General features: G+C 73.3%; 25 protein-coding genes and 1 riboswitch. Of the genes, 16 read left to right on the forward strand and 9 right to left on the reverse strand.

Annotation, left to right across the window (positions count from 1 at the left end; translation table 11 throughout):
- Complete coding sequence (locus tag NI25_RS01770) at window positions 1–360, forward strand: helix-turn-helix transcriptional regulator (RefSeq protein WP_061440713.1); 360 nt, start codon at window positions 1–3, stop codon at window positions 358–360.
- Window positions 361–593: 233 nt separating this feature from the next.
- Here the strand turns inward: NI25_RS01770 and NI25_RS01775 are convergent, their stop codons facing one another.
- The 6 genes from NI25_RS01775 to NI25_RS01800 all read right to left on the reverse strand — a co-directional run bounded on the left by NI25_RS01775 (window position 594) and on the right by NI25_RS01800 (window position 6,157).
- Window positions 594–1,367, reverse strand: coding sequence for an ABC transporter ATP-binding protein (locus NI25_RS01775; protein ID WP_061440714.1), 774 nt, complete (start codon window positions 1,365–1,367; stop codon window positions 594–596).
- Window positions 1,364–2,440 (reverse strand): FecCD family ABC transporter permease, encoded by a 1,077-nt coding sequence (locus NI25_RS01780; RefSeq protein ID WP_061440715.1) that lies wholly within the window; start codon window positions 2,438–2,440, stop codon window positions 1,364–1,366. The genes NI25_RS01775 and NI25_RS01780 overlap by 4 nt, the downstream gene beginning before the upstream one ends.
- A complete protein-coding gene (locus NI25_RS01785) occupies window positions 2,437–3,513 on the reverse strand; it encodes an ABC transporter substrate-binding protein (RefSeq protein WP_078884479.1) in 1,077 nt (358 codons plus the stop codon). Before NI25_RS01785 ends, NI25_RS01780 begins: the two co-directional genes overlap by 4 nt.
- A gap of 63 nt (window positions 3,514–3,576) precedes the next feature.
- Window positions 3,577–3,763: riboswitch (cobalamin riboswitch) on the reverse strand.
- Between the two features lie 65 nt (window positions 3,764–3,828).
- The gene (locus tag NI25_RS01790) at window positions 3,829–4,488 is read right to left on the reverse strand and encodes a fasciclin domain-containing protein (RefSeq protein WP_061440716.1); all 660 of its coding nucleotides are present in this window, start codon (window positions 4,486–4,488) and stop codon (window positions 3,829–3,831) included.
- 301 nt (window positions 4,489–4,789) lie between these two features.
- On the reverse strand, window positions 4,790–5,722 hold the full coding sequence (locus NI25_RS01795; RefSeq protein WP_061440717.1) for a M56 family metallopeptidase: 933 nt from the start codon (window positions 5,720–5,722) through the stop codon (window positions 4,790–4,792).
- Window positions 5,723–5,728: 6 nt separating this feature from the next.
- Entirely contained in the window at window positions 5,729–6,157 is a 429-nt protein-coding gene (locus NI25_RS01800) for a BlaI/MecI/CopY family transcriptional regulator (RefSeq protein WP_061440718.1), read from the reverse strand.
- 94 nt (window positions 6,158–6,251) lie between these two features.
- Between NI25_RS01800 and NI25_RS01805 the strand changes: the two genes are divergently transcribed.
- On the forward strand, window positions 6,252–6,827 hold the full coding sequence (locus tag NI25_RS01805; RefSeq protein ID WP_061440719.1) for a TerD family protein: 576 nt from the start codon (window positions 6,252–6,254) through the stop codon (window positions 6,825–6,827).
- Between the two features lie 85 nt (window positions 6,828–6,912).
- Here the strand turns inward: NI25_RS01805 and NI25_RS01810 are convergent, their stop codons facing one another.
- From NI25_RS01810 to NI25_RS01820, 3 genes are all read right to left on the reverse strand, one after another.
- Window positions 6,913–7,599 (reverse strand): lytic polysaccharide monooxygenase auxiliary activity family 9 protein, encoded by a 687-nt coding sequence (locus NI25_RS01810; RefSeq protein WP_061440720.1) that lies wholly within the window; start codon window positions 7,597–7,599, stop codon window positions 6,913–6,915.
- Between the two features lie 230 nt (window positions 7,600–7,829).
- Window positions 7,830–9,893 (reverse strand): DUF1996 domain-containing protein, encoded by a 2,064-nt coding sequence (locus NI25_RS01815; protein ID WP_107071588.1) that lies wholly within the window; start codon window positions 9,891–9,893, stop codon window positions 7,830–7,832.
- Window positions 9,894–10,002: 109 nt separating this feature from the next.
- Window positions 10,003–11,016, reverse strand: a complete 1,014-nt coding sequence (locus tag NI25_RS01820; protein WP_061440721.1) for a zinc-binding dehydrogenase — start codon at window positions 11,014–11,016, stop codon at window positions 10,003–10,005.
- A gap of 112 nt (window positions 11,017–11,128) precedes the next feature.
- Between NI25_RS01820 and NI25_RS01825 the strand changes: the two genes are divergently transcribed.
- The 14 genes from NI25_RS01825 (at window position 11,129) to NI25_RS01890 (ending at window position 19,844) form a co-directional block, all read left to right on the forward strand.
- Window positions 11,129–11,713 carry a TetR/AcrR family transcriptional regulator gene (locus NI25_RS01825; RefSeq protein ID WP_107071589.1) on the forward strand — a complete coding sequence of 195 codons (585 nt, stop codon included), beginning with the start codon at window positions 11,129–11,131 and terminating at the stop codon, window positions 11,711–11,713.
- Window positions 11,714–11,839: 126 nt separating this feature from the next.
- Entirely contained in the window at window positions 11,840–12,643 is an 804-nt protein-coding gene (locus tag NI25_RS01830) for an SDR family NAD(P)-dependent oxidoreductase (protein ID WP_061440723.1), read from the forward strand.
- Between the two features lie 89 nt (window positions 12,644–12,732).
- Window positions 12,733–13,386, forward strand: a complete 654-nt coding sequence (locus NI25_RS01835; protein WP_061440724.1) for a class I SAM-dependent methyltransferase — start codon at window positions 12,733–12,735, stop codon at window positions 13,384–13,386.
- Window positions 13,387–13,428: 42 nt separating this feature from the next.
- Window positions 13,429–13,746 carry a gas vesicle protein gene (locus tag NI25_RS01840; protein ID WP_061440725.1) on the forward strand — a complete coding sequence of 106 codons (318 nt, stop codon included), beginning with the start codon at window positions 13,429–13,431 and terminating at the stop codon, window positions 13,744–13,746.
- Between the two features lie 36 nt (window positions 13,747–13,782).
- Window positions 13,783–14,268, forward strand: a complete 486-nt coding sequence (locus NI25_RS01845) for a gas vesicle structural protein GvpA (protein ID WP_061440726.1) — start codon at window positions 13,783–13,785, stop codon at window positions 14,266–14,268.
- Window positions 14,265–15,059, forward strand: coding sequence for a GvpL/GvpF family gas vesicle protein (locus NI25_RS01850; RefSeq protein ID WP_061440727.1), 795 nt, complete (start codon window positions 14,265–14,267; stop codon window positions 15,057–15,059). Before NI25_RS01845 ends, NI25_RS01850 begins: the two co-directional genes overlap by 4 nt.
- A gap of 4 nt (window positions 15,060–15,063) precedes the next feature.
- On the forward strand, window positions 15,064–15,342 hold the full coding sequence (locus tag NI25_RS01855; protein ID WP_061440728.1) for a gas vesicle protein GvpG: 279 nt from the start codon (window positions 15,064–15,066) through the stop codon (window positions 15,340–15,342).
- Entirely contained in the window at window positions 15,339–15,944 is a 606-nt protein-coding gene (locus tag NI25_RS01860) for a hypothetical protein (RefSeq protein ID WP_061440729.1), read from the forward strand. Before NI25_RS01855 ends, NI25_RS01860 begins: the two co-directional genes overlap by 4 nt.
- Complete coding sequence (locus NI25_RS01865; protein WP_061440730.1) at window positions 15,941–16,888, forward strand: SRPBCC family protein; 948 nt, start codon at window positions 15,941–15,943, stop codon at window positions 16,886–16,888. Before NI25_RS01860 ends, NI25_RS01865 begins: the two co-directional genes overlap by 4 nt.
- Before the next feature lie 24 nt (window positions 16,889–16,912).
- Window positions 16,913–17,257, forward strand: a complete 345-nt coding sequence (locus NI25_RS01870) for a gas vesicle protein (RefSeq protein WP_061440731.1) — start codon at window positions 16,913–16,915, stop codon at window positions 17,255–17,257.
- Window positions 17,254–18,096, forward strand: a complete 843-nt coding sequence (locus NI25_RS01875) for a GvpL/GvpF family gas vesicle protein (RefSeq protein ID WP_061440732.1) — start codon at window positions 17,254–17,256, stop codon at window positions 18,094–18,096. Before NI25_RS01870 ends, NI25_RS01875 begins: the two co-directional genes overlap by 4 nt.
- Entirely contained in the window at window positions 18,093–18,341 is a 249-nt protein-coding gene (locus tag NI25_RS01880) for a gas vesicle protein (protein ID WP_203715430.1), read from the forward strand. Before NI25_RS01875 ends, NI25_RS01880 begins: the two co-directional genes overlap by 4 nt.
- Window positions 18,338–18,649 (forward strand): gas vesicle protein K, encoded by a 312-nt coding sequence (locus NI25_RS01885; protein WP_061440733.1) that lies wholly within the window; start codon window positions 18,338–18,340, stop codon window positions 18,647–18,649. Before NI25_RS01880 ends, NI25_RS01885 begins: the two co-directional genes overlap by 4 nt.
- A gap of 88 nt (window positions 18,650–18,737) precedes the next feature.
- The gene (locus tag NI25_RS01890; protein ID WP_061440734.1) at window positions 18,738–19,844 is read left to right on the forward strand and encodes a substrate-binding domain-containing protein; all 1,107 of its coding nucleotides are present in this window, start codon (window positions 18,738–18,740) and stop codon (window positions 19,842–19,844) included.
- Window positions 19,845–19,922 lie beyond the last annotated feature (78 nt).

Below are 19,922 nucleotides of genomic sequence, written 5' to 3' on the forward strand. Positions count from 1 at the left end.
ATGGTTGAAGTGCCTGAATCTCACTCCGGATGGACGTTCGTCACCAACCACGCACGTGTGCTGGCGGCCATCGCCGACAATCCGAACGTGCGGATCCGGGACATCGCCGTCCACTGCAGACTCACCGAACGCGCCGTCCAGCGGATCATCTCCGACCTGGAGCAGGACGGCTACCTCTCCCACACCCGCGAGGGACGCAGCAACACGTACCGCATCGAACCGGACAAGGTCCTCCGCCACCCGGCGGAAGCGGGCCTGACCGTGGCCGCGCTACTGTCCCTGCTCGTACAGGACGAGACGGACCACAGACGGCCTGCCGGCTCCGCCTCCCGTGCGGCCCGCTTCAGCGCCGCGCGATAGACGGGCCGGACGGTCCCGCTCTCGTGGAGTTCCCCGCGCCGTTCTCCAGTAGGGAGGCGACGACTCCCGGAGGGGGCGATGACGTCCTGCGTGCACTCCAGTACCACGACGTCCATTGCCCCCCGGCGGGAACGGCCGCAGCCGGTCCCACCCGGCATCTGTCACATCGCCCGGCCTTATGCCCACGACAACGACCCGGACACGGGGCGGTCACATGATCGCCCGTACAGTTCCTAGCCCCGCAGTGTGCCCAGGAAGCGCACGTGCGGGCGGCCGGACGGGCCGGCGGGAGTGATCTCGGCGTCTACGCGGTAGACCTTCGCGACCAGGTCCGCCGTCAGGACCTCGGCCGGATCGCCGCAGGCCACGACCCGCCCTTCCGAGAGGACGACGAGGTGGTCGCAGTACATCGCGGCGAGGTTGAGGTCGTGCAGGGCGACCACGCTGGTGACGGGCAGGGCGGCGACGAGGGCCAGCACGTCCAGTTGGTGCTGGATGTCGAGGTGGTTGGTCGGTTCGTCGAGCAGGAGTTCGCGCGGCTGCTGGGCAAGGGCGCGGGCGATCTGGACGCGCTGGCGTTCGCCGCCGGAGAGGGTGTGCCAGAGGCGGCCCGCTTGGCCCGTCAGACCGGTGCGGTCCAGGGCGTCCGTCACCGCCTCCTCGTCGGCCGCCGACGCCGGTGTCCAGGCGCTGCGGTGCGGGATGCGGCCGAGCCGCACGACGTCCCGGACCGTCAGTTCCACCTGGGTGTCCGCCTGCTGCTCCACCACGGCGACGCGCCGGGCTACGTCCTTGCGGCTCACCCGGTCGAGGGGGCGTCCGTCGAGGGTGACGAGGCCGGAGGTGGGGACGAGGACGCCGGCGAGCAGCCGCAACAGGGTGGACTTGCCGGAGCCGTTGGGCCCGAGCAGCCCCGTCATGGCGCCGGTGCGCGGGCTCAGGTCGACGCCGTCGAGGATGAGCCGGCCACCGGTGGTGCGGGAGACCCGCTCGGCGTTCAGGGTCACCGTGCCCTCCGGGTGCGGTACAGCACGAGCACGAACGCCGGTACACCGATCAGCGAGGTCACCACGCCCACCGGGACCTCTTGGGGTTCGAGGACGGTACGTGCCAGGGTGTCGACCCACACCAGGAACACGGCACCGGCGAGCGCGCAGACGGGCAGCAGCCGGGCGTGACCGGGGCCGGTGAGGGCCCGTACCGCGTGCGGCAGCACCAGTCCGACGAAGCCGATGGCGCCGGCCGACGCGACCAGGGCCGCGGTGAGCAGGGCAGTGGCGCACAGCAGCACCAGCCGGGTACGGGCCACGTGGACACCGAGTGCGGCCGCCGCCTCCTGGCCGAAGGCGAAGGCGTCCAGGGTCCTGGCGTACCCGAGGCACACGGCGAGGACCAGTACCAGGATCGCGGCGGTGGTCCACACGTCGCTCCAGCCCGCGCCGCCGAGCGAGCCGAGCAGCCAGAACAGCACGCCGCGGGTGGTCTCGGCGTCGGCAGCGGTCATGACCACGAAGGAGGTGAGCGCGGAGAACAGCTGCATCGCCGCCACGCCGGCGAGGACCACCCGGTCCGTGGTGCCGCCGAGGCTGTGGCTGAGCAGCATCACCAGCGCGAAGGAGCAGACCGCGCCGATGAACGCCCCGCCGGGGACGGACAGCGCGCCGCCGCCCACGCCGAGCACGACGACCAGGACGGCGCCGGTCGAGGCGCCGGAGGAGACGCCGAGGACGAAGGGGTCGGCGAGCGGGTTGCGCAGCAGGGACTGGAGCACGGCACCGCACACGGCGAGTCCGGCGCCGCACACCGCGGCGAGAAGGGTGCGGGGCAGCCGCAGGTCCCAGACGATGCCGTCGCGGATCGGGGACACGTCGCCGGCGGTGGTGCCGGCGCCGAGGTGGGCGGCGATCACGGACCACACGTCGGCGACGCCGATGTCCGCAGGCCCGATGGTGACGGCGACGGCCACGGAGGCGCACAGGGCGACGATCCCGGCCGCAGCCCACGCGAGAGGGGCGCGGCGGAGTGCGCGTATGCCGGGGACGGAGTCCCGGGCCGAGGCCGCACGGCCCGCGGACGTCACTTGGCGAGTCCGAACTCGCGCAGCGCCGCCGCCACCTGCTCCACGCCCTCGACGGTACGGACGGTGGGGTTCATGGCCTGCCCGCTGAGCAGCACGTAGCGTTTCTCGCGGACGGCCGTCATGTTCCTGGTGACGGGGTTGGACTCCAGGAACTCGATCTTCTTCGCGGCCGTCTCGGCCGTCTGGGACCTGCGGGTGAGGTCGCCGAGGACCAGGACGTCGGGATCCCGGTCGGCGACGGTCTCCCAGCCGGCCTGTGGCCACTCCTCGTGGGTGTCGTCCATGGCGTTCCGGGCGCCGACCGCGCGGGTGATGACACCGGGGGCGCCGCAGCAGCCCGCGAGGTAGGGCGAGGCGGAGTTGGCGAACCAGTACATGAGGGTGACACCGGAGGCGTCGAGGCCGGATGTCGCCTTGGCCACCCTGGACTTGAGCTCGGCGACCAGCTTCTCGCCGCGCTGCTCGACGTCGAAGAGGCGGGCCAGGTCGCGGACTTCGCCGTAGACGGTGTCCATGGTCAGGGCCTCGGACCGGACGCCGTCGCCGTCGCCGCTGTTGTCCTTGCCGGCGCAGTCGGACGGGGACAGGTAGGCCGGTACGCCGAGTTGCGTGAACTGGTCGCGGGTGGCCACGCCGCCGGTGCCGAGCGTGGAGGCGAAGGAGGCGGCGACGAAGTCGGGTTCGGCGTCCAGGACCGTCTCGAAGGACGGCATGTCGTCGGCGAGCCGGGGGACGCCGGCGTTCGCCTTCTCCAGTCCCTTCATGACCGGGTCGGTCCAGGTGGCGGTGCCCGCCATGCGGTCGGCGAGGCCGAGCGAGAGCAGGATCTCCGTGGTGCCCTGGTTGAGGGAGACGGCCCGGCGCGGCGGCGCGTCGACCCGGACGTCGTGGCCGCAGTCGTGGACGGTGCGTGGGTAACCGGCCGCGTCGGCCCGGGCGGCCGGGTCGTCGCCGGCCGCGCCGGAAGCACAGCCGGAGGCCAGCAGGGCGCCTGCCAGGAGCAGTACGGGACCGCGCGGGGCACGGTGGGAAGGGCGGAGGCGTCGGGAGCCGGCGGGGGGTGCTGCGGGCAAGGAAGGATCCTCTGGCGTCGAGGGCTCATGCGCGAAGCCCGTCCGTACGGTGCGGCCCGCGCCGCACGCGGCACGGGTGCCAGCAGGTCTTCGGACTCGGGTTCGACCGGACGGAACGCCTTCCCGGGCGGCGTACGCCGCCCAGTGGCCCGTGTCCCGCCCGTCCCCCTCACCGCTGCGCGTCAGTTCCGGATTCGCACCGGATTCCCTGACCCACCAGGTGGGTTCGACTGGCTTCCGCAAGCTACCACAGGGCCCCCGCCCCGCCGGGGGGCGGGCCACTGCCCGACCCTCCTCCCCCCGGCGGGCCGTGCGTCAGCTCTTGGGCATGAGGACGGTGTCGATGATGTAGACGTTGGCGTTGGCGGTCTTCACGTTCCCGCAGACGACCTTGGCGGAGTCGTTGACCGTGTAGGACCCGTCCGAGCCCGACGTGGTCAGCCTGGACTTCTGCAGCGTCTCGAAGGAGCCGTTCTCCAGGTCCTTCGGTGCGAGCTTCCGGCCCACGACGTGATAGGTCAGGATGTCGGTGAGCATCTCCTTGTCGTTGAGGACCTTGTTCAGGTCGGCCTCCGGGATCTTGGCGAAGGCGTCGTCGGTGGGCGCGAACACGGTGATGTTCTCGGCGTTGTTGAGGGTGTCGACCAGACCGGCCTTCTTCACCGCGGACACCAGCGTGGACAGGGCCGGGTTGTTCGAGGCGGCCGTGGCGACCGGGTCCTTGGCCATGCCGTCGAACGAACCGGCGCCCTCCTTCGGCACCGTGGAGCAGGCCGGACCGAACGGCTCGTCGGAGTCCGCCGTGCCGCCGGAGGCGTCGGCCGACTGGTCGCCGGTCGCCGCGGGGGCCGAGGAGGCGGCCTGCGCGGAGTCCGAGGAACCGCTGTCGCCGTCGTCGGAACAGGCGGCCAGGGACAGGGGCAGGACGGCGGCCGCGACGACGGCGACGGCGGAGCGGCGGATACGGGCGTTCATGGAACATCTCCCTGAAAACGGGCAGCACGAAGGCTGCGTCGGTACGGAGTCCTGGTACAGAGCTGAAGGGGTGTGCGGCGGGCCGCCGAGGAAGCGGTGCCGTTACGCGGCGGCCGGCCGACCCGGGTCCGGGGTCAGCCGCCCGTTCGCGGTCGGCACGGTCTCGATTCTTCCCTCACACGGGGAATCCGGAGCAGGCCCCACCCCGGATTGGTCTCTCACTCGATCGAGTGAGGAAGTTGCGACGGAGCTCCTGTGGCCTGCGGGTTCCCCGGGGTTGCCGTCGGAGGGTGAGGGGCGCTCAGAACGGCGTCGCGGCCCGCAGGATGAGGAACATGGTGACGGCGGCGTTCGCGGACGACATCGCCGAGACGGCGGTTCCGGCGGCCGCGGCCCACGCCGCCAGGCCCACCGAGGTGAACGCCGGGGGCCAGGTGCGCACGGCGGGAGCGGGGCCCAGCAGGGCGGCCACCCGACGGGGCACCGGGCCGGGCGCCGCGAGACCGGCGAGGGTGGCGACGGGAGTGCCGCGGGAGACGAGGGCCGCCTTGCCGATCGCGGTCGCCACGGCGCGGCGGTCACCGACCGCGCGGGCGGCCGCCTCGTCCGCCCACCGCTCCGCCGTGTAGGACACGGCCGTGCGCAGGGGGCGCAGGAACGGGTTGGCCAGCGCGGCGAGCCGGACGGCGAGCAGGTAGCGGTGGTGCCGGGCGGCGAGATGGGCGCGTTCGTGGGCGAAAAGGGCGCGCCGTTCCCCCGGTTCGAGGCAGTCGAGCAGGGCGGTGCTCACCACCACGCGGTCCCTTCGGCCGCCGGGCAGCGCGTAGGCGTAGGGCACGTCGTCCGGCAGCACGGCCACCCCGGTGCCCGGCAGTCCGGCCAGCGCGCGGTGGGCGCGACGGCGCACCCTGCCGTGTCGCCACAGGGTTCGCGCCGAGGCCGCGACCACCGCGCAGAGCGCGGGAATCGCGGCCTTGCCGACGACCTCGTCGTAGGGCACCGCTGCCCGTACCTCGGGGTCCGACCAGCCGTCGGGCAGCGGGTTGCCCGGGAGCTGGGCGGTGCCGACGACCATCACCAGGGCCAGGCACACGGTGCTGCACAGGGCCATCACGGCGGCGACGGCGGTGAGCAGCCTGGTCGCGGTGCGCGGGTGCAGGTGCTGCTCGGCCAGTCTGGCGATCGGCCACGCCGTCAGCGGCAGGACCAGGGGCAGGAAGACGAAGACGCCCATACGGTGTCAGCCGTCCTCCGCGGCGCGCGCGTGCCCGAGCAGTGCGCGCAGCAGTCGCTCGTCGTCCGGGTCGAGGCCCGTGACGAAGCTGGCCAGCACCGCCTCGCGGTCGCTCTCGGCGTCCAGGACCTTGCGCATCTTCCGCGCGGCGAGTCCGGCCTGGTCCGAGGCGGGCGTCCAGGCGAAGGACCGGCCCGCGCGCTCACGGCTGACGGCGCCCTTCTCGAGGAGCCGGGTCAGGATCGTGATCACGGTGGTGTAGGCGAGGTCGCCGCCGAGGCGTTCTTGCACCCAGCCGGCCGTCGCGGGCCCGTCCGCCTCGCGCAGCGCGGACAGCACCAGCGCTTCCAGCTCGCCCTGCCCCCGTCGCCGCGGACGCCGGTCATCCCTCACGGCCCGCCTCCTTCCGCCGCCGATCGTCTTCCGGAGCGACATCGTATAGAAGGCTTACTTCTACAGTGTTGTAGATTTACGGCAGGCAGCACGCACGAGGAACACGAACGCAGCGAACGCGACGAAGGAGAACACAGTGGGAGTTTCCCTGGCCAAGGGCGGCAACGTCTCGCTCAGCAAGGAGGCGCCCGGCCTGACCGCCGTGCTGGTCGGTCTGGGCTGGGACGTGCGCACCACGACCGGCACCGACTACGACCTGGACGCCTCCGCGCTGCTCCTGGACGCGTCGGGCAAGGTGCTCTCGGACCGGCACTTCGTCTTCTACAACAACCTCACCAGCCCCGACGGCTCGGTCGAGCACACCGGCGACAACCTCACCGGCGAGGGCGAGGGCGACGACGAGGCGGTCAAGGTGAACCTGGCCGGCGTCCCGGCCGAGGTGGACCGGATCGTCTTCCCGGTCTCCATCCACGACGCGGAGAACCGCGGCCAGAGCTTCGGCCAGGTCCGCAACGCCTTCATCCGCGTCGTCAACCAGGCCAACAACCAGGAACTCGCCCGCTACGACCTGTCCGAGGACGCCTCGACCGAGACCGCGATGGTCTTCGGCGAGCTGTACCGGCACGGCGCCGAGTGGAAGTTCCGGGCGGTCGGACAGGGGTACGCCTCGGGCCTCGCGGGCATCGCCGCGGACTTCGGCGTCAACGTCTGATCCGGCACCCCGGCCCGACGGCAGGACCGGTGTCCCCGCCGGGCGCGGGGCGCCCGGCGGGGGTGGGGGGAGGGAGTGGCGCGGGTCAGCCGAAGTCGACGTCGCTGCACAGGAAGTACGTCTGGTCCATGTGTGACGCCTGCCAGATCGTGTAGACGACGTGCCGGCCGCTCAAGCCCGAGGTACTCACCGGGATCTCGTAGTTCTGGCTGGGCGCGTAGCTGCCCGTCCGGGCGACCTGCTGGAGGCTGTCCCAGGTCAGGGCCTGGGTGGCGGGGTCGAAGCCCTCCTTGGTGACGTAGACCAGGAAGTAGTCGGCGCCGTGGCCGGCCTGGTCGTGGAGCCTGACGGTGAAGTCGTCGGCGACGTCCGTGGTCTGCCAGGGGCCCACGGCGTCGAGGGAGTTGTAGCGCCCGCTCTCGGTCCGGCCGCCGCTGCAGAGCTGGCCGTCGGGGACCACGGCCTCGAAGTTGCCCGCCGAGCCGTTGCGGTACAGGCCGTTCCAGTTCCACATGGCGTTGGGGTTGTCCTGCCACGCCTGCCAGCACATGGGATCCTCGTCGGCCATGGCCGGGTTCTGGAAGTCGTCGCCCCAGCGCTCCCAGCAGCCGTAGTTGCGGGAGGCGGGGTCGACGACCGAGCCGTGGGCGACGGCGGTGCCGCTCCAGGGGATCAGGGTGAGCAGGGCCGCGGTCAGCGTGCCGAGGGCGAGGGTCGTCGCCCGGCGGGCCCTTCGGACCGGCTGCGCATTGATGCGATCATGACAACTCATGGGGTGCCCTTTCGCGTGGGGGGACCGTGCCGGCTTCGCAGGCGCCGATGGGAGCGCTCCCAAGACGCCGCAGACCAGGCTGCGCCCGGGTAGAGGGATCGGCAACACCCCGAATGAGCCAGTTCTCGCGGTGCGGTGGCGTGTTCGGCACCGTCGGCGCGTGCGGACCCCGACGGGTGGGCGGGGGACGCCGACCCCGCCCACCCGTCGTCATGCCGCCGCAACAGCCGTCACAGCGCACGCCGCCTGGAACGGACCAGCAGAACGCATCCGCCGGCGAAGAGCACGCCTCCGACCGCCGCGGGCCACAGTCCGAGCCCGGAACCCGTCTCGGCGAGTCCGCCCTGCGCCTGCGGTTCGGACGCCGCCCCGGAGCCGCCCCCGTCGCCGCTGTCGCCCGTGTTGCCGGTCTTCTCCGGTACGGCCGCGGCGCCGCTCACGTCGTTCGGGGCGTCGGCCGGTGTCGTCGCGGCCCTGGGTTCGGCGCTCGTGGAGGCGCCGGTGTCCCGCGTCTCGGTGGCCGGGGACGGCGTCTCGGCACCGCCGGGCCGCACGTCGTCCTGACCGTCGCCGCCGCCGTCGTCCTGGCCCCGCGCCGGAGGCTTGCCGTCGCTCTTCCCGTCGTCCGCGGGTGCCGAGGCCGTGGCGGTCCGGTCGGCCGGGGGCTCGGCGGTCTGCCCGCCGTCGTTGCCGCCGGGCTGCTCCTCGCCCTCGCCCGGGCGGGACCCCGGGGGCGTGTCCCCGCCGCACTCGCGGCCGGAGTTGATGCACTCGACCATCTCGCGCATCAGGTCCTCGTCGAAGACGTTGATGAAGTCGCTGTGGTCGGTGACCGGCTTGTGCAGCTGCTCCGGGAAGGAGTCCACGGCGAACAGCGGAACGGTCCTGCCCCCGTCCGCGAGGCTCGGCGCGGCCACGTCGTACACGACCCGCTGCACCAGTCGCGGAACGGGCCGGAACCCCTCCGGGCAGCTGCCGTCGGCCGCGGCGAAGGCCATGTGGGTGCGGTGGTTGGCGCTGTCGATGTTGCGCCCGTCCCAGCAGCTCTGGAAGGTGAAGGTGCGCACCACGTCGCTGCCCGAGGGGCAGAGCGGGTACTTGTCCTTCAGCTGCCGGTCCTCGAAGCCGGTGCAGCTCCAGGAGGCGTTCGCGTTGGTGTCGCCGTTGACGAACGCCTTGGCGTCGCCGGTGATGATGCGCAGCAGCCGCGGCATCTCGGTGACCTTGCCGCGCTCGTTGCCCTCGAACGTCAGGGTGACCTCGGCCGGCGTGACGATCTCGCCCGCGTTGCCCTCGATGCCGCCGCCGGGTGACCGGGCGTCCTGTTCGGCGGTGCCGTTCTGGAGGCGCAGCACGGGCCAGTAGTACGAGGACTTGTCACGCTGGTCGGCACAGCTGGTGTCGGCTGCGGCCAGGTCCTCGTCGCTCGCGAAGGCGTCGTTGGCCTGGTTGCCGACGTAGTCGTGGAAGTGGTGGGCGCCGTTGCCGACGCCGGGGGCGGCGATCAGGTTGTCCGAGTTGAACAGGCCCTCGGCGTTGACGCCGCAACTGGTGGCGAAGGAGCCGGTCGAGGCGTTCCGCTGCCGGGGCGCCCGTTCGACGTTGGGCTGGACGGATTTGATGTCGGCGTAGTCCGCGGCCACGGGGCCGTTGCCCGCCTGCCCGCCGTTGCCGGCCTGCTCCCCCTTGCCGTCCTCCTGCCCCTGTTCCTGGTCCTGGCCCTGTTCCTGGCCCTGTTCCTGGCCTTGGTCCTGGCCTTGGTCCTGGCCTTGGTCCTGTCGCTCGTCCCGGCCTTGCTGGTCCGGGCTGCCGCTCCCCGCGGCGGTCGACGCGGTCTCGGTGCGGCGCAGGGTGCACTCGGCCAGGGCGTCCAGGCCCTCGGGGCGGTCGCCGGCCTTGTCGACGGCGGCGGCGATGCGCTCGATCGTCGCCGCGCGCTCCTTCTTCAGCGGACCGAGGATCGCGCCCTCGTCGAGGGTGCCGTCGTCCGCGGTGCGGGCGGCCTCCTGGAGCTGCCGGTAGGCCGCGGCGACCTGCTCGTCGAGGTGCGCGAGTCCGGCGTCGACCTCGGGCCGCGCCTGCTCCGGAACGGCCGTGAGCCGCTCGGTCAGGTCGGGGCAGTCGACGGTGGCCGCGACTCCGGAACTGCCCAGGGGGACGGCGGCGTTGCCGGACTCCGTCGCGGAGGCGAAGACGTTCGCGGCCACCAGGCCGCCGCCCCCCAGTATCAGCGCGACCGCTGCGAAGGTCGCGCGCCGCGCCCCGGTCGGGCGTCTGCGCCTGTTGTGTCCCAAGGCGTGCTCCTGTGTCATGACGGACTCGGACGTGAAATGCCCCCGGCTCCATACGGAACCGGGGGCCGGAGCGTTCAACCGCCTCTGGAATTCTCGGTTTTCCCTCACCTCACGGGCGCAGGACCAGCCGGATCGGGTCGCCCTCCTTCTTCTCCAGCCGGGCGACCGCTTCGGCGGCGTCGGCGAGCGGCAGCACTCCGCTGACGGAACCGGAGAAGTCCAGCCGCCCGCCCTGGATCAGCCGCAGCAGCTGCGGCAGGGCCACCGGCATGTCGGAGCCGTAGTGGCCGAGGACGCGCTGCTGGAGGTAGCTGAAGCGGGTGCCGTCCGTGACGGTGAGCGGCTTGTCGGTCAGGCCCACCAGGACCAGCCGCCCCTTGGGTGCGAGGACGGAGACCGCCTGCTCCCGCACGGGCGGCACGCCCGCGAAGTCGAAAGCGGCGGCGAGCCCCGCACCGCCGGTGGCCGCACGGACCCTCTGCCGCAGCTCGGGATCGGCGGAGTCCAGGGCGAGGTCGGCGCCCGCGGCCAGGGCACGTTCGCGGGCGACCGGGTTGGGGTCGACGGCGACGACGGGGCAGGCGCCGATCGCCCGGAGCAACTGCACGGCGTGGACACCGAGGCCGCCGACGCCCCACACGCCCACCGCCTCGGCGGGCCGGACCGCGCCGGTCTCGGTGATCGCGCCCCACGGGGTGGACACGGCGTCCGGGATGATCGCGCCCTGCTCGAACGGGATGGCGTCGGGCAGCACCGTCATGGCGTCGGCGGCGGACAGGGCGTACTCGGCCCAGCCGCCGTCGTAGTCGACGCCGCGGGTGTAGGTGACGCCGTCGCGCATCTCGCCGGCGTGCAGCACGACCCGCTGCCCGGGCGACCAGGCGGTGACGCCCGCACCGGTCTCGACGACGGTGCCGGAGACCTCGTGCCCGAGCGTGACGGTGTCGCCCTGGAGGAGCAGCGGGGTGAGGGTGCCGTCGATGAGGTGCACGTCGGACAGGCAGACGCCGGCCGCCTCGACCTTGACCAGCGCCTCCCCCGGGCCGGGCTGCGGGCGGGGCACCTCTTCGAGCCGCAGGGTGCGGCTCGGGACGTGCAGGCGGGCGGCGAGCATCTGTGCCATGACGGGACCTCCTCGGTGGGGCGGCGACCCGGACGGCCCCCAGCGGTCCATCGCAGGTCGACTTGCGTTAACCGTACACCCAACGCAGGGCGACTTGCTTTACGCTGTTCCGATGAGCTCACCGGACCCCGTCGCCCCTCCCCTGCGCCGCCGCGGGGAGCGCATGCGGCGGGCCGTGCTGGCCGCCGCGGTGGACCTGCTGTCGAGCCAGGGGCTGGCGGGCGCGACCGTCGGCGCCGTGGCCCGGGCGGCCGGGGTGCACGAGACCTCGGTGTACCGGCGGTGGGGCACGCGCGAGAACCTGATCCTGGACGCGCTGACCACGGAGCTGGACGCCGCGCTGCCGGTCCCGGACACCGGGCGGGTCCGGGACGACCTGCTGGCGTTCTTCTCCGCCCTGGCCCGGCTCCTCGCCACCCCGCAGGGCCGGGCGCTGCTGCGGCTGAGCGTCGAGCACGACGACACCCTGGAGGACCGGCGCGGCCCCTACTGGAGCGAGCGCCTGGACCGCGCGGTGGTAATGGTGCGGCGGGGCGTCGAGCGGGGCGAGCTGGCGGCGGACACCGATCCCGGGCTGCTGATCGAGGCGGTGAGCGGTCCGCTGTTCGTGCGGGTGCTGCTCAGCGGGGCACCGCTGGACGACGTACTCGTACGGGGTCTGGTGGACCTGGCCCTGACCGGCGCCCGTCCGCGGTGAGCGCGCCGGCCGGTGCCGGACGGCGGTGCTGCGGAGGCGGGGATGGCACCGTGGTGACGTGAAGGCAGGGATCGGGGGAACCCGGCGGGCCGCAGGGGGCGCGGGTGCGCCGAGGACGGAGGAACCATGGACGGCAGCAGGCCGCTCGCCCTGGTCACCGGGGCCTCCAGCGGTATCGGGTACGAACTCGCCGCGCTGTTCGCGGAGCACGGCTACGACCTCGTGGTCAACGCCGAGGACGAACGGCTGGAGCACGCCGCCCAGCGGCTGCGGGAGACCGGCGTGGAGGTGCGGGCCGTACGCGCCGACCTCCGGCGCCCCGAGGGCGTGGACCACCTGGTCGCCGCCCTGACCGGGCTCGCGGTGGACGTGGCGGCCCTCAACGCCGGGGTGGGGCAGGGCGGCGCCTTCGTCGACACCGACCTCGCGGACGACGAGTCCGTCATCGACCTCAACGTGACGTCGACCGTGCGGCTCGCCAAGCCGCTCCTGCGGGACATGGTGGCGCGCGGGGTGGGGCGGCTCATGTTCACGTCCTCGGTCGCGGCGACGATGCCGGGCTCGTTCCAGTCGGTCTACAACGCGTCGAAGTCGTTCGTGCAGTCCTTCGCGCAGGCGCTCCAGGAGGAGGTCGGGGACACCGGTGTCACGGTCACCTCCTTCATGCCGGGGCCGACGGAGACCGACTTCTTCCGGCGGGCCGGCATGTCGGACACCAAGGTCGGCACCATGCCGAAGGACGACCCGGCGCAGGTGGCCCGGCAGGCGTTCGACGCCGTCATGAAGGGCCGCGGCAAGCTGGTCACCGGCTCGGCGAAGACCAAGGCGCAGGGGGTGGCCGACAAGGTGCTGCCCGACCGCGTCAAGGCGGCCGTGCACCGCCGGATGGCCGAGCCCGGGACGGCACGGGACGACGGCGGGGACCGCTAGGAAGATGTCGCCCGAAGGGCCCCTTGTCGGCGACTCGTTCCCGGTGGAACGATGCCCGGGCACCGGCTCACCGCACCGGAGGGAACGCCGTGACCGACGACCGCGAACGCCCACGGGCCGCCGCCGCGTTCGACGCGCTGGGCGCCGAGTACGAGAAGGCGTTCGCCGGGTCGAAGACCCACCGCCGCTCACTGGAGTGGCTGCTGGCGCGGCTCGCGCCGGGCAGCCGGGTGCTGGACGTGGGCAGCGGCACGGGCCGGCCCACCGCCGAGACCCTCTCGAACGCCGGGCACGCGGTGCTGGGCATCGACATCTCGCCCGTCATGGTGGAGCTGGCCGCGCGGCAGGTGCCGGGCGCCACCTTCCAGTGCGCCGACGTCCGTGACGTACCGCTCGCGGACGCCTCGTTCGACGCCGTCTGTGTGTACTTCTCGCTGCTCCAGCTGGACCGGCGCGAGCAGCGGGATCTCGTACGGCGGCTGGCGCGGCTGCTGAAGCCGGAGGGCTACCTGGTCCTGGCCACCGTGCCGCTGGACGTGGACGGCGTCGACGCCACCTTCATGGGCCAGCCGGTGCGCGTGACCAGCTTCCCCGCGCAGGAGCTCGTCGCCCTGACCGAGGAGGCGGGCCTGGAGGTGCTGGCGCAGGAGGCGTCGATGTTCACCCCGGCCCACCCGGACGCCCGGCCGGAGCCGCACCTCTTCCTGCACTGCCGGCGCCCGGGGCAGCCTCGGATGGGGTAACTGCGCACGCGCGGACCGGGGTCCGCGGTCAGAGTGGGCAGCATGACAGAACCTGGCGAGCGACGGCGCCGTACCACTTCCACGGCCACGCGCGAGCGTGGCGTGCGGGGCGCCCGTGACGCCGCCCGGCACGCCGCCGACGCCCTGTCCGAGCTGATCCGGCACCACCTCGAAGGGGTCTCCGCGGTGTGCCGGAGCGAGGACGGCGGCTGGATCGTCCACGTGGACGTGCTGGAGGTGGCGCGCATCCCCGACACCACCAGCCTGCTCGCCACCTACGAGGTCGAGCTGGACCCGGCGGGCGACCTGGTCCAGTACCGCAGGATCGCGCGCTACCGGCGCGGTGCCCAGGACCAGTGAGCGGACCGTGAGGCCCGCACCCGGAAGGACCACCGCATGATCACCTACGACGACGAGGTCGTCTGCGCGCCCCGCGCCGGAACCCTCTACGACGTCCTCGAACTCATTCTCGACCGCGGCATGGTGATCGACGTCTTCGTGCGCGTCTCCCTGGTCGGCATCGAGATCCTCAAGGTGGACGCGCGCATCGTGGTCGCGAGTGTCGACACGTATCTGCGCTTCGCCGAGGCCTGCAACCGCCTGGACCTGGAACACGACGTGCGTTCCAAGACCGTGCCCGAGATGTTCGGCAGCCCGGTCGCCAAGACCGTGGGCAGGGCGGGCGCCAGGCGGACGGCGCGCTCCCTGACCGACAAGGTGCGCGACGTCCTCGCGCCCGAGCACGAGGAGGCGGCGGAGGCGGAGGCCCGTACCCGTGAACGCGCGGAGCGGCCCCGCAGCCGGCCCGCCGCACGCCCCCGCGGCGAGGACGACCGCCCCCGTTCCCGCCCCCGCCGGCGCACCGAGACGGAGGACGAATGACCGCGCCCACCACCACCGCCCCCGAATCCGCTCCCGAATCGGCCCCCGAATCCGCCGCCGCACCGAAGGCGCTGTACGTCTACGGCATTGCCCCCGCCGGCATCCGGACCCCCCGGTCCCGAGGCGTCGACGGCGCTCCCGTGCGGCTGTTGACCGAGGCCGGGCTGTGCGCCGCGGTGTCGGCCGCGCCCCCGCGGCTGCGGCCCCGGCGCCGTGATCTGCTGGCCCACCAGGCAGTCCTGGACGAACTGGCGGAGCAGGGACCGGTGCTGCCCATGCGGTTCGCGGTCCTCAGCCCCCGGACCGACACCCTGCTCACCCAACTGCGCTCCGACGCCGCTCATTTGACACAACAGCTCGACGGCGTACGCGGTTGTGTGGAACTGAACGTCAAGGGAACGGTGGTGCCCGGCCACTTCGCCGACCTGGTGCGCCGGGACGACAGGCTGCGGACCCTGGCCCTGCAGACGCGGCGCCGGCCGGACTACGAGGCCAACGTCCGGCTGGGCGAGGCGATCGCCCTCGGTGTGCGCCGCGAGGCACGACGCGCCGCGCGGGAGGTCGTGGACCGGCTGGCCCCGCTCGCCGTGCGCACGGTCCAGGGAGCGACCGACGACGAGCAGGTGCTCAGCGCGTCGTTCCTGCTGCGTTCCGCTGACGAGGCGCGGTTCCGGGAAGCCGTGGCGGAACGGGCCCGGGCCTGCGGCGACCGGCTGGCCCTCAGCGTGACCGGGCCGCTGCCCTGCTACAGCTTCGTCGACCCGCGTCCCGCGTCGCCGGCCGGCCGGTGACCGCATGGGCCTCGTGAGCGGTCTCCTCCTGCTGCCCCTCGCGCCGGTGCGCGGCACGGCCTGGATCGCCGACCACCTGCTCCAGGAGGCCCGGCGCCAGGCTCACGACCCGCGCGCCGTGCAAGCGCGGCTGGCCGCCCTCAACCGCGCCCTGGACGAGGGCGCCCTCGACGAGGCGGCCTTCGAACGGGAGGAGGAGCGCCTGCTCACCCTCCTTGAACGCCCCACCCGGTCCCCCGGCCGTACCACCACCACGAATCCAGCACGGAGACGACACGTATGAACGACAACAGGGCGGCCATGGCGGCGGCCGTGGCGGGCGGATACCTTCTGGGGCGCACCAAGAAGGCCAAACTCGCCTTCGCGGTCGGCTCCTACCTCGTGGGCAGACGCGCCGGCCTCTCCCCCGGCCGGATCCTCGGCCAGGGGCTGGGCGGCCTGCAGCGGACACCACAGGTGCGGGAGCTGACGGACCAGGTGCGGGGCGAGCTGCTGACCGCCGGAAGGGCGGCCGTCACCGCCGCGGCGAACCGCCGCCTCACCGGCCTCGCGGACACCCTCCGCGACCGCACCGACGCGCTCACCGGTGAGAGCCGCCGGAACGACGACTACGGCGACCACGACGACTACGGCGACACCGACGGCTCCGGTGACTCCTGGGACGAGCAGGCTCCGGACGAGGACGCCTACTTCGACGAGGAGGACCGGGAAGAGGATCGGAGGCCCGCGTCGGCGCCGCCCCGGAAGACGGCCGAGAAGACTCCTCCGCGCAAGGCCGCCCCTCCCGCGAAGAAGGCGGCGAAGAGGGCGGCCGCCGCCAAGAAGGCCGCACCGGTGAAGCGGCCGGCGGGCCGTGGTGTCGGACGTGGGGGTGGGCTCCGATGACCCCCGACCGGCAGGGCGACGGCGCACCGTCCCCCTTCGGCGACCTCAAGGACGCCCTGGGCGGCTATCTCTCCGCGGCGGGGCACAGCCTCGTCGGCAGGGCGGGGGAACGGGTCGGGTCCCTGACCGACCGCCTGACCGAGTCGGTCGACGCAGGGGGGTCCAGGGGCCGCGGCAGTGGGTCCAAGGGCGGTGGCGGTGGGTCCAAGGGCGGTGGCGGTGGTTCCGGGAGCGGCGGCGGCAGCGTCAAGGCGACGCACATCATGGAGACCGTGGACATCGGCGTCCCCCTGCGCACGGTCTACGACCAGTGGACGCAGCTCCAGGATTTCAGCGGCTTCACCAAGGGCGTCCAGAGCGTCAGTCCCCAGGACGAGGTGACCTCGGACTGGACCGCCAAGATCGCCTTTTCGACCCGCAGCTGGAAGGCGACCGTCCGGGAGCAGATCCCCGACCAGCGGATCTCCTGGACCTCCGAGGGCGCCAAGGGCAGTACCAACGGTGTGGTCACCTTCCACGAACTGGCGCCCCGGCTGACCCGGGTCGTCGTGGTCGTCGAGTACTACCCGGCGGGCTTCTTCGAGAAGACCGGCAACCTCTGGCGCGCCCAGGGACGCCGGCTGCGGCTGGACCTGAAGCACTTCGCGCGGCACGTGACCCTGACGGACGGCGAGGACGTCGAGGGCTGGCGCGGCGAGATCCGCGACGGCGAGGTCGTCAGGAGCCACGAGGAAGCGCTGGAGGAGGAGAACGCCGAGGAACCCGAGGAGTTCGAAGAGTCCGAGTACGAGGACGACGAAGACGACGCGGACGACGACGAGAGCGCCGACGACGCGGAGGACGCGTACGAGGACGACGAGGACGGCGAGTACGACGACGAGGAGGAGCCGTATGCGGACCAGGAGGAGGGCGAGGACGACGAACGTGTCCGCCGCCGTCGCTGACCACGCAACCGTTAGGGGTGCGCGGTGACCGACCTGGAACACCGTTACCCGGCCCGGGAGACGGAGCCCTACGGGCCTCCCTCCGGCAGCCTCGCCGACCTCCTCGAACGCGTCCTCGACAAGGGCATCGTCATCGCCGGCGACATCAAGATCGACCTGCTCGACATCGAACTGCTGACGATCCGGCTGCGGTTGTTCATCGCCTCGGTGGACACCGCGAAGAAGGCCGGCATCGACTGGTGGGAGACCGACCCGGCGCTGTCGTCCCGGGCCGCGCGGGACGCGCTCGCCGAGGAGAACGCGAGGCTGCGGGAACGCCTCGACGCGCTGGAGAGTGCCGCCGAGGAGACGACGGGAGCCGTGCGATGAGTACCACCGCCGCCGGGCCGGAGGCTCCCGGCATCGTCTGCGCCTTCGCCGTCTCCCGCACCCCGCCGGACCCGGCCCTCCTGGCGGCGGCGCGAGGGCACGAGGAGGGCGGTCCGCTGCGCGCGGTGCGCGCGGGCGGCCTGTACCTGGTCGTGCAGGACGTCCCCGCGGCCCTGTTCGGCGAGGAGGCGCTCACGGAGCGCCTCAACCGGCCCGGCGACCTGGAACGCTGCGCCCGCGCCCATCACCGGGGCGTCGAGGCGGCGGCCGGGCGGGGCCCCGTCGTGCCGCTGCCGATGGCGACCCTGTACCGCGGCGACCTGACCGCGGTGCGGGCCGTCACCGCCCGGCAGCCGGTCCTGGAAACGCTGCTCGCCCGCCTGTGCGACCGTACGGAGTGGGCGGTGAAGGTGCACGCCGCCGAGGCGCCGCCCGAGTCCGCCACGGATCCCGGAGCCCGCACCGCTCCCGGCGGCGGTGGCCGTGCCTACCTCAGCCGGGTCAGCGCACGGCGGCGTGACCGGCGGGGAGCCCACGAGAAGGCGCTGGCCGAGGCGGAGGCCGTCGACGCCGAACTGCGCCGGTACGCGGTCGCCGCGACACGGCACCGCCCGCAGAGCGAGCGGCTGACGGGCCGCCGGGCCCCGCAGCTCCTGAACATCGCCTACCTGGTGGACGACGCCCGGCGCGCCGACTTCACCGAGGCGCTGGCCCGGATCGCCGCCGACGGCGGGCGTCGGGCCGTCCGGGTCGACGCCTCGGGCCCGTGGATCCCGTACTCCTTCGCCCGCTGGGACGAGGATCCGCAGGCCGGCCCGGAGCAGGAGGTCCGTCCATGACCGTTCCGGACGCCCGTACGCCCGGCCCGGCGCCCGTGCCCTGGGGCGGCGCCGAGCCGTACGCACCGGTCGGCGTGCCCCTGGTCGACCTGCTGGACCGGGTGCTGGCGACCGGCGTCGTGGTCAGCGGCGATCTGGTCCTGGCCATCGCGGACGTGCCGCTGGTGCGGATCTCCCTGCACGCGCTGCTGTCGTCGGTGAACGAGCGGGTGCCCGCCCCCTGGCCGGACAGCGGGCCCCTGTGACCGCGCCCCGGGCCCATGCAGCCCCAACCGCCCACGCCCTGGACCTGGACCCCGAGCGGGTCACCAACGACCTGGCCGCGCTGGTCCTCACCGTGGTGGAACTGCTGCGCCAGCTCATGGAACGCCAGGCCGTGCGCCGCTTCGACGAGGGGACGCTCAGCGCGGAGCAGGAGGACCGGCTCGGCACGGCGCTCATGCTGCTGGACGAGCGGATGGACGACCTGTGCGCCCAGCACGGTCTGAGCCGCTCCGACCTGAACCTCGACCTCGGCCCGCTGGGCCCCCTCCTCGCCGACCCGGATCCCTAGGGTGGTGAAAGCCCCGGGCACCCCGCGCGAGCGATCGTTATGATGACGCGGAATCGCTCAAACGAACATTCCCGGGTGGGGAGGCCTGATGCGGGAGCCGGTCGATCTCAGGCGCCAGCGGATACTGGCGGCGGTCCAGGCACGCGGTACCGCGCGGGTGCGCGACCTCGCCGACGAGTTGCAGGTCTCGGTGGTCACCGTGCGCCGCGACGTGGAGGAGCTGACGCGGGAGGGGCTGCTGAGCCGCGGCCACGGGGTCGTCCGGTCGGCGCTGTCCGCCCAGGAGACGGCCCACGACCCGGCCCCGGCGGGCAGGGACCGGGTGGCCGTGGTGGTTCCCGTACGGCACTCGTACCTGACGGAGACCCTGCACGGGGCCCGCACGGTCCTGGAGCGGGCCGGCGTGCGCATGGCCCTGCACCTCGCGCCGCAGGCGTCCGGCGCGGAGCGACCGCTGGTGGAACGGGCGCTGTCGGACGGCGCGGACGGGCTGCTGATCGCCCCGCGGTGGCGCGGCCGGGCCCACGAGGAGGCCGACCACGAGTGGCTGGCCGGGATCGGGGTTCCGACGGTGCTGATGGAGCGCCGGCCGTGGCGCGGCAGCGCGCTGCACGCCCTGGACTCGGTCTGCTCGGACCACTGGTACGGCGCGCACCTGGCGGTGGAGCACCTGGTGGGGCTCGGCCACCGGCGCATCGTCTTCGCCACCCGGCACGACAGCCCCACCGCCCGCTCGCTGCGGGCCGCCTTCACCGGGATCGCCGGGGCGCATCCGCTGGTGGAGCAGTGGGCGTGGGCGCTGGTCGCGCCGGAGGCCGGCGCCGACGGGCCGTATGCGGCGGACGAGACGGCGGAGCCGCCGGCGTTGATGCGCAAGGTGGGTGCGACCGCGATGGTGCTGCACGGCGACGTGGACGCGCTGATGGTCGTCCAGCGGCTCGCGGAGGAGGGGGTCCGGGTGCCGGAGGACTGCTCGGTGGTGGCGTACGACGACGTGGTGGCCGGTCTTGCCTCGCCCCCGCTGACGGCCGTGTCGCCGCCGAAGGCGGACGTCGGTCACGCGGCGGCGGAACTGCTGCTCCAGCGGCTGTCCGAGGCGCCCGGCAGCCGGCAGCCGGGCCGGCGGATCGAGCTGCTGCCGCGGCTGATGGTGCGGGGGTCGACGGCCCGGCCGGCCGAACTCCCTGACGAATGAGCGTTTGAGCGTTTCATTTTCTTCTGATCGATCTATTGACCGTTTGGGTCGGGGCGTTCAGGATTCCGGTGTCTCGAA

It is taken from the genome of Streptomyces sp. CCM_MD2014 (assembly GCF_000772045.1).
Taxonomy (GTDB): Bacteria; Actinomycetota; Actinomycetes; order Streptomycetales; family Streptomycetaceae; genus Streptomyces; species Streptomyces salinarius.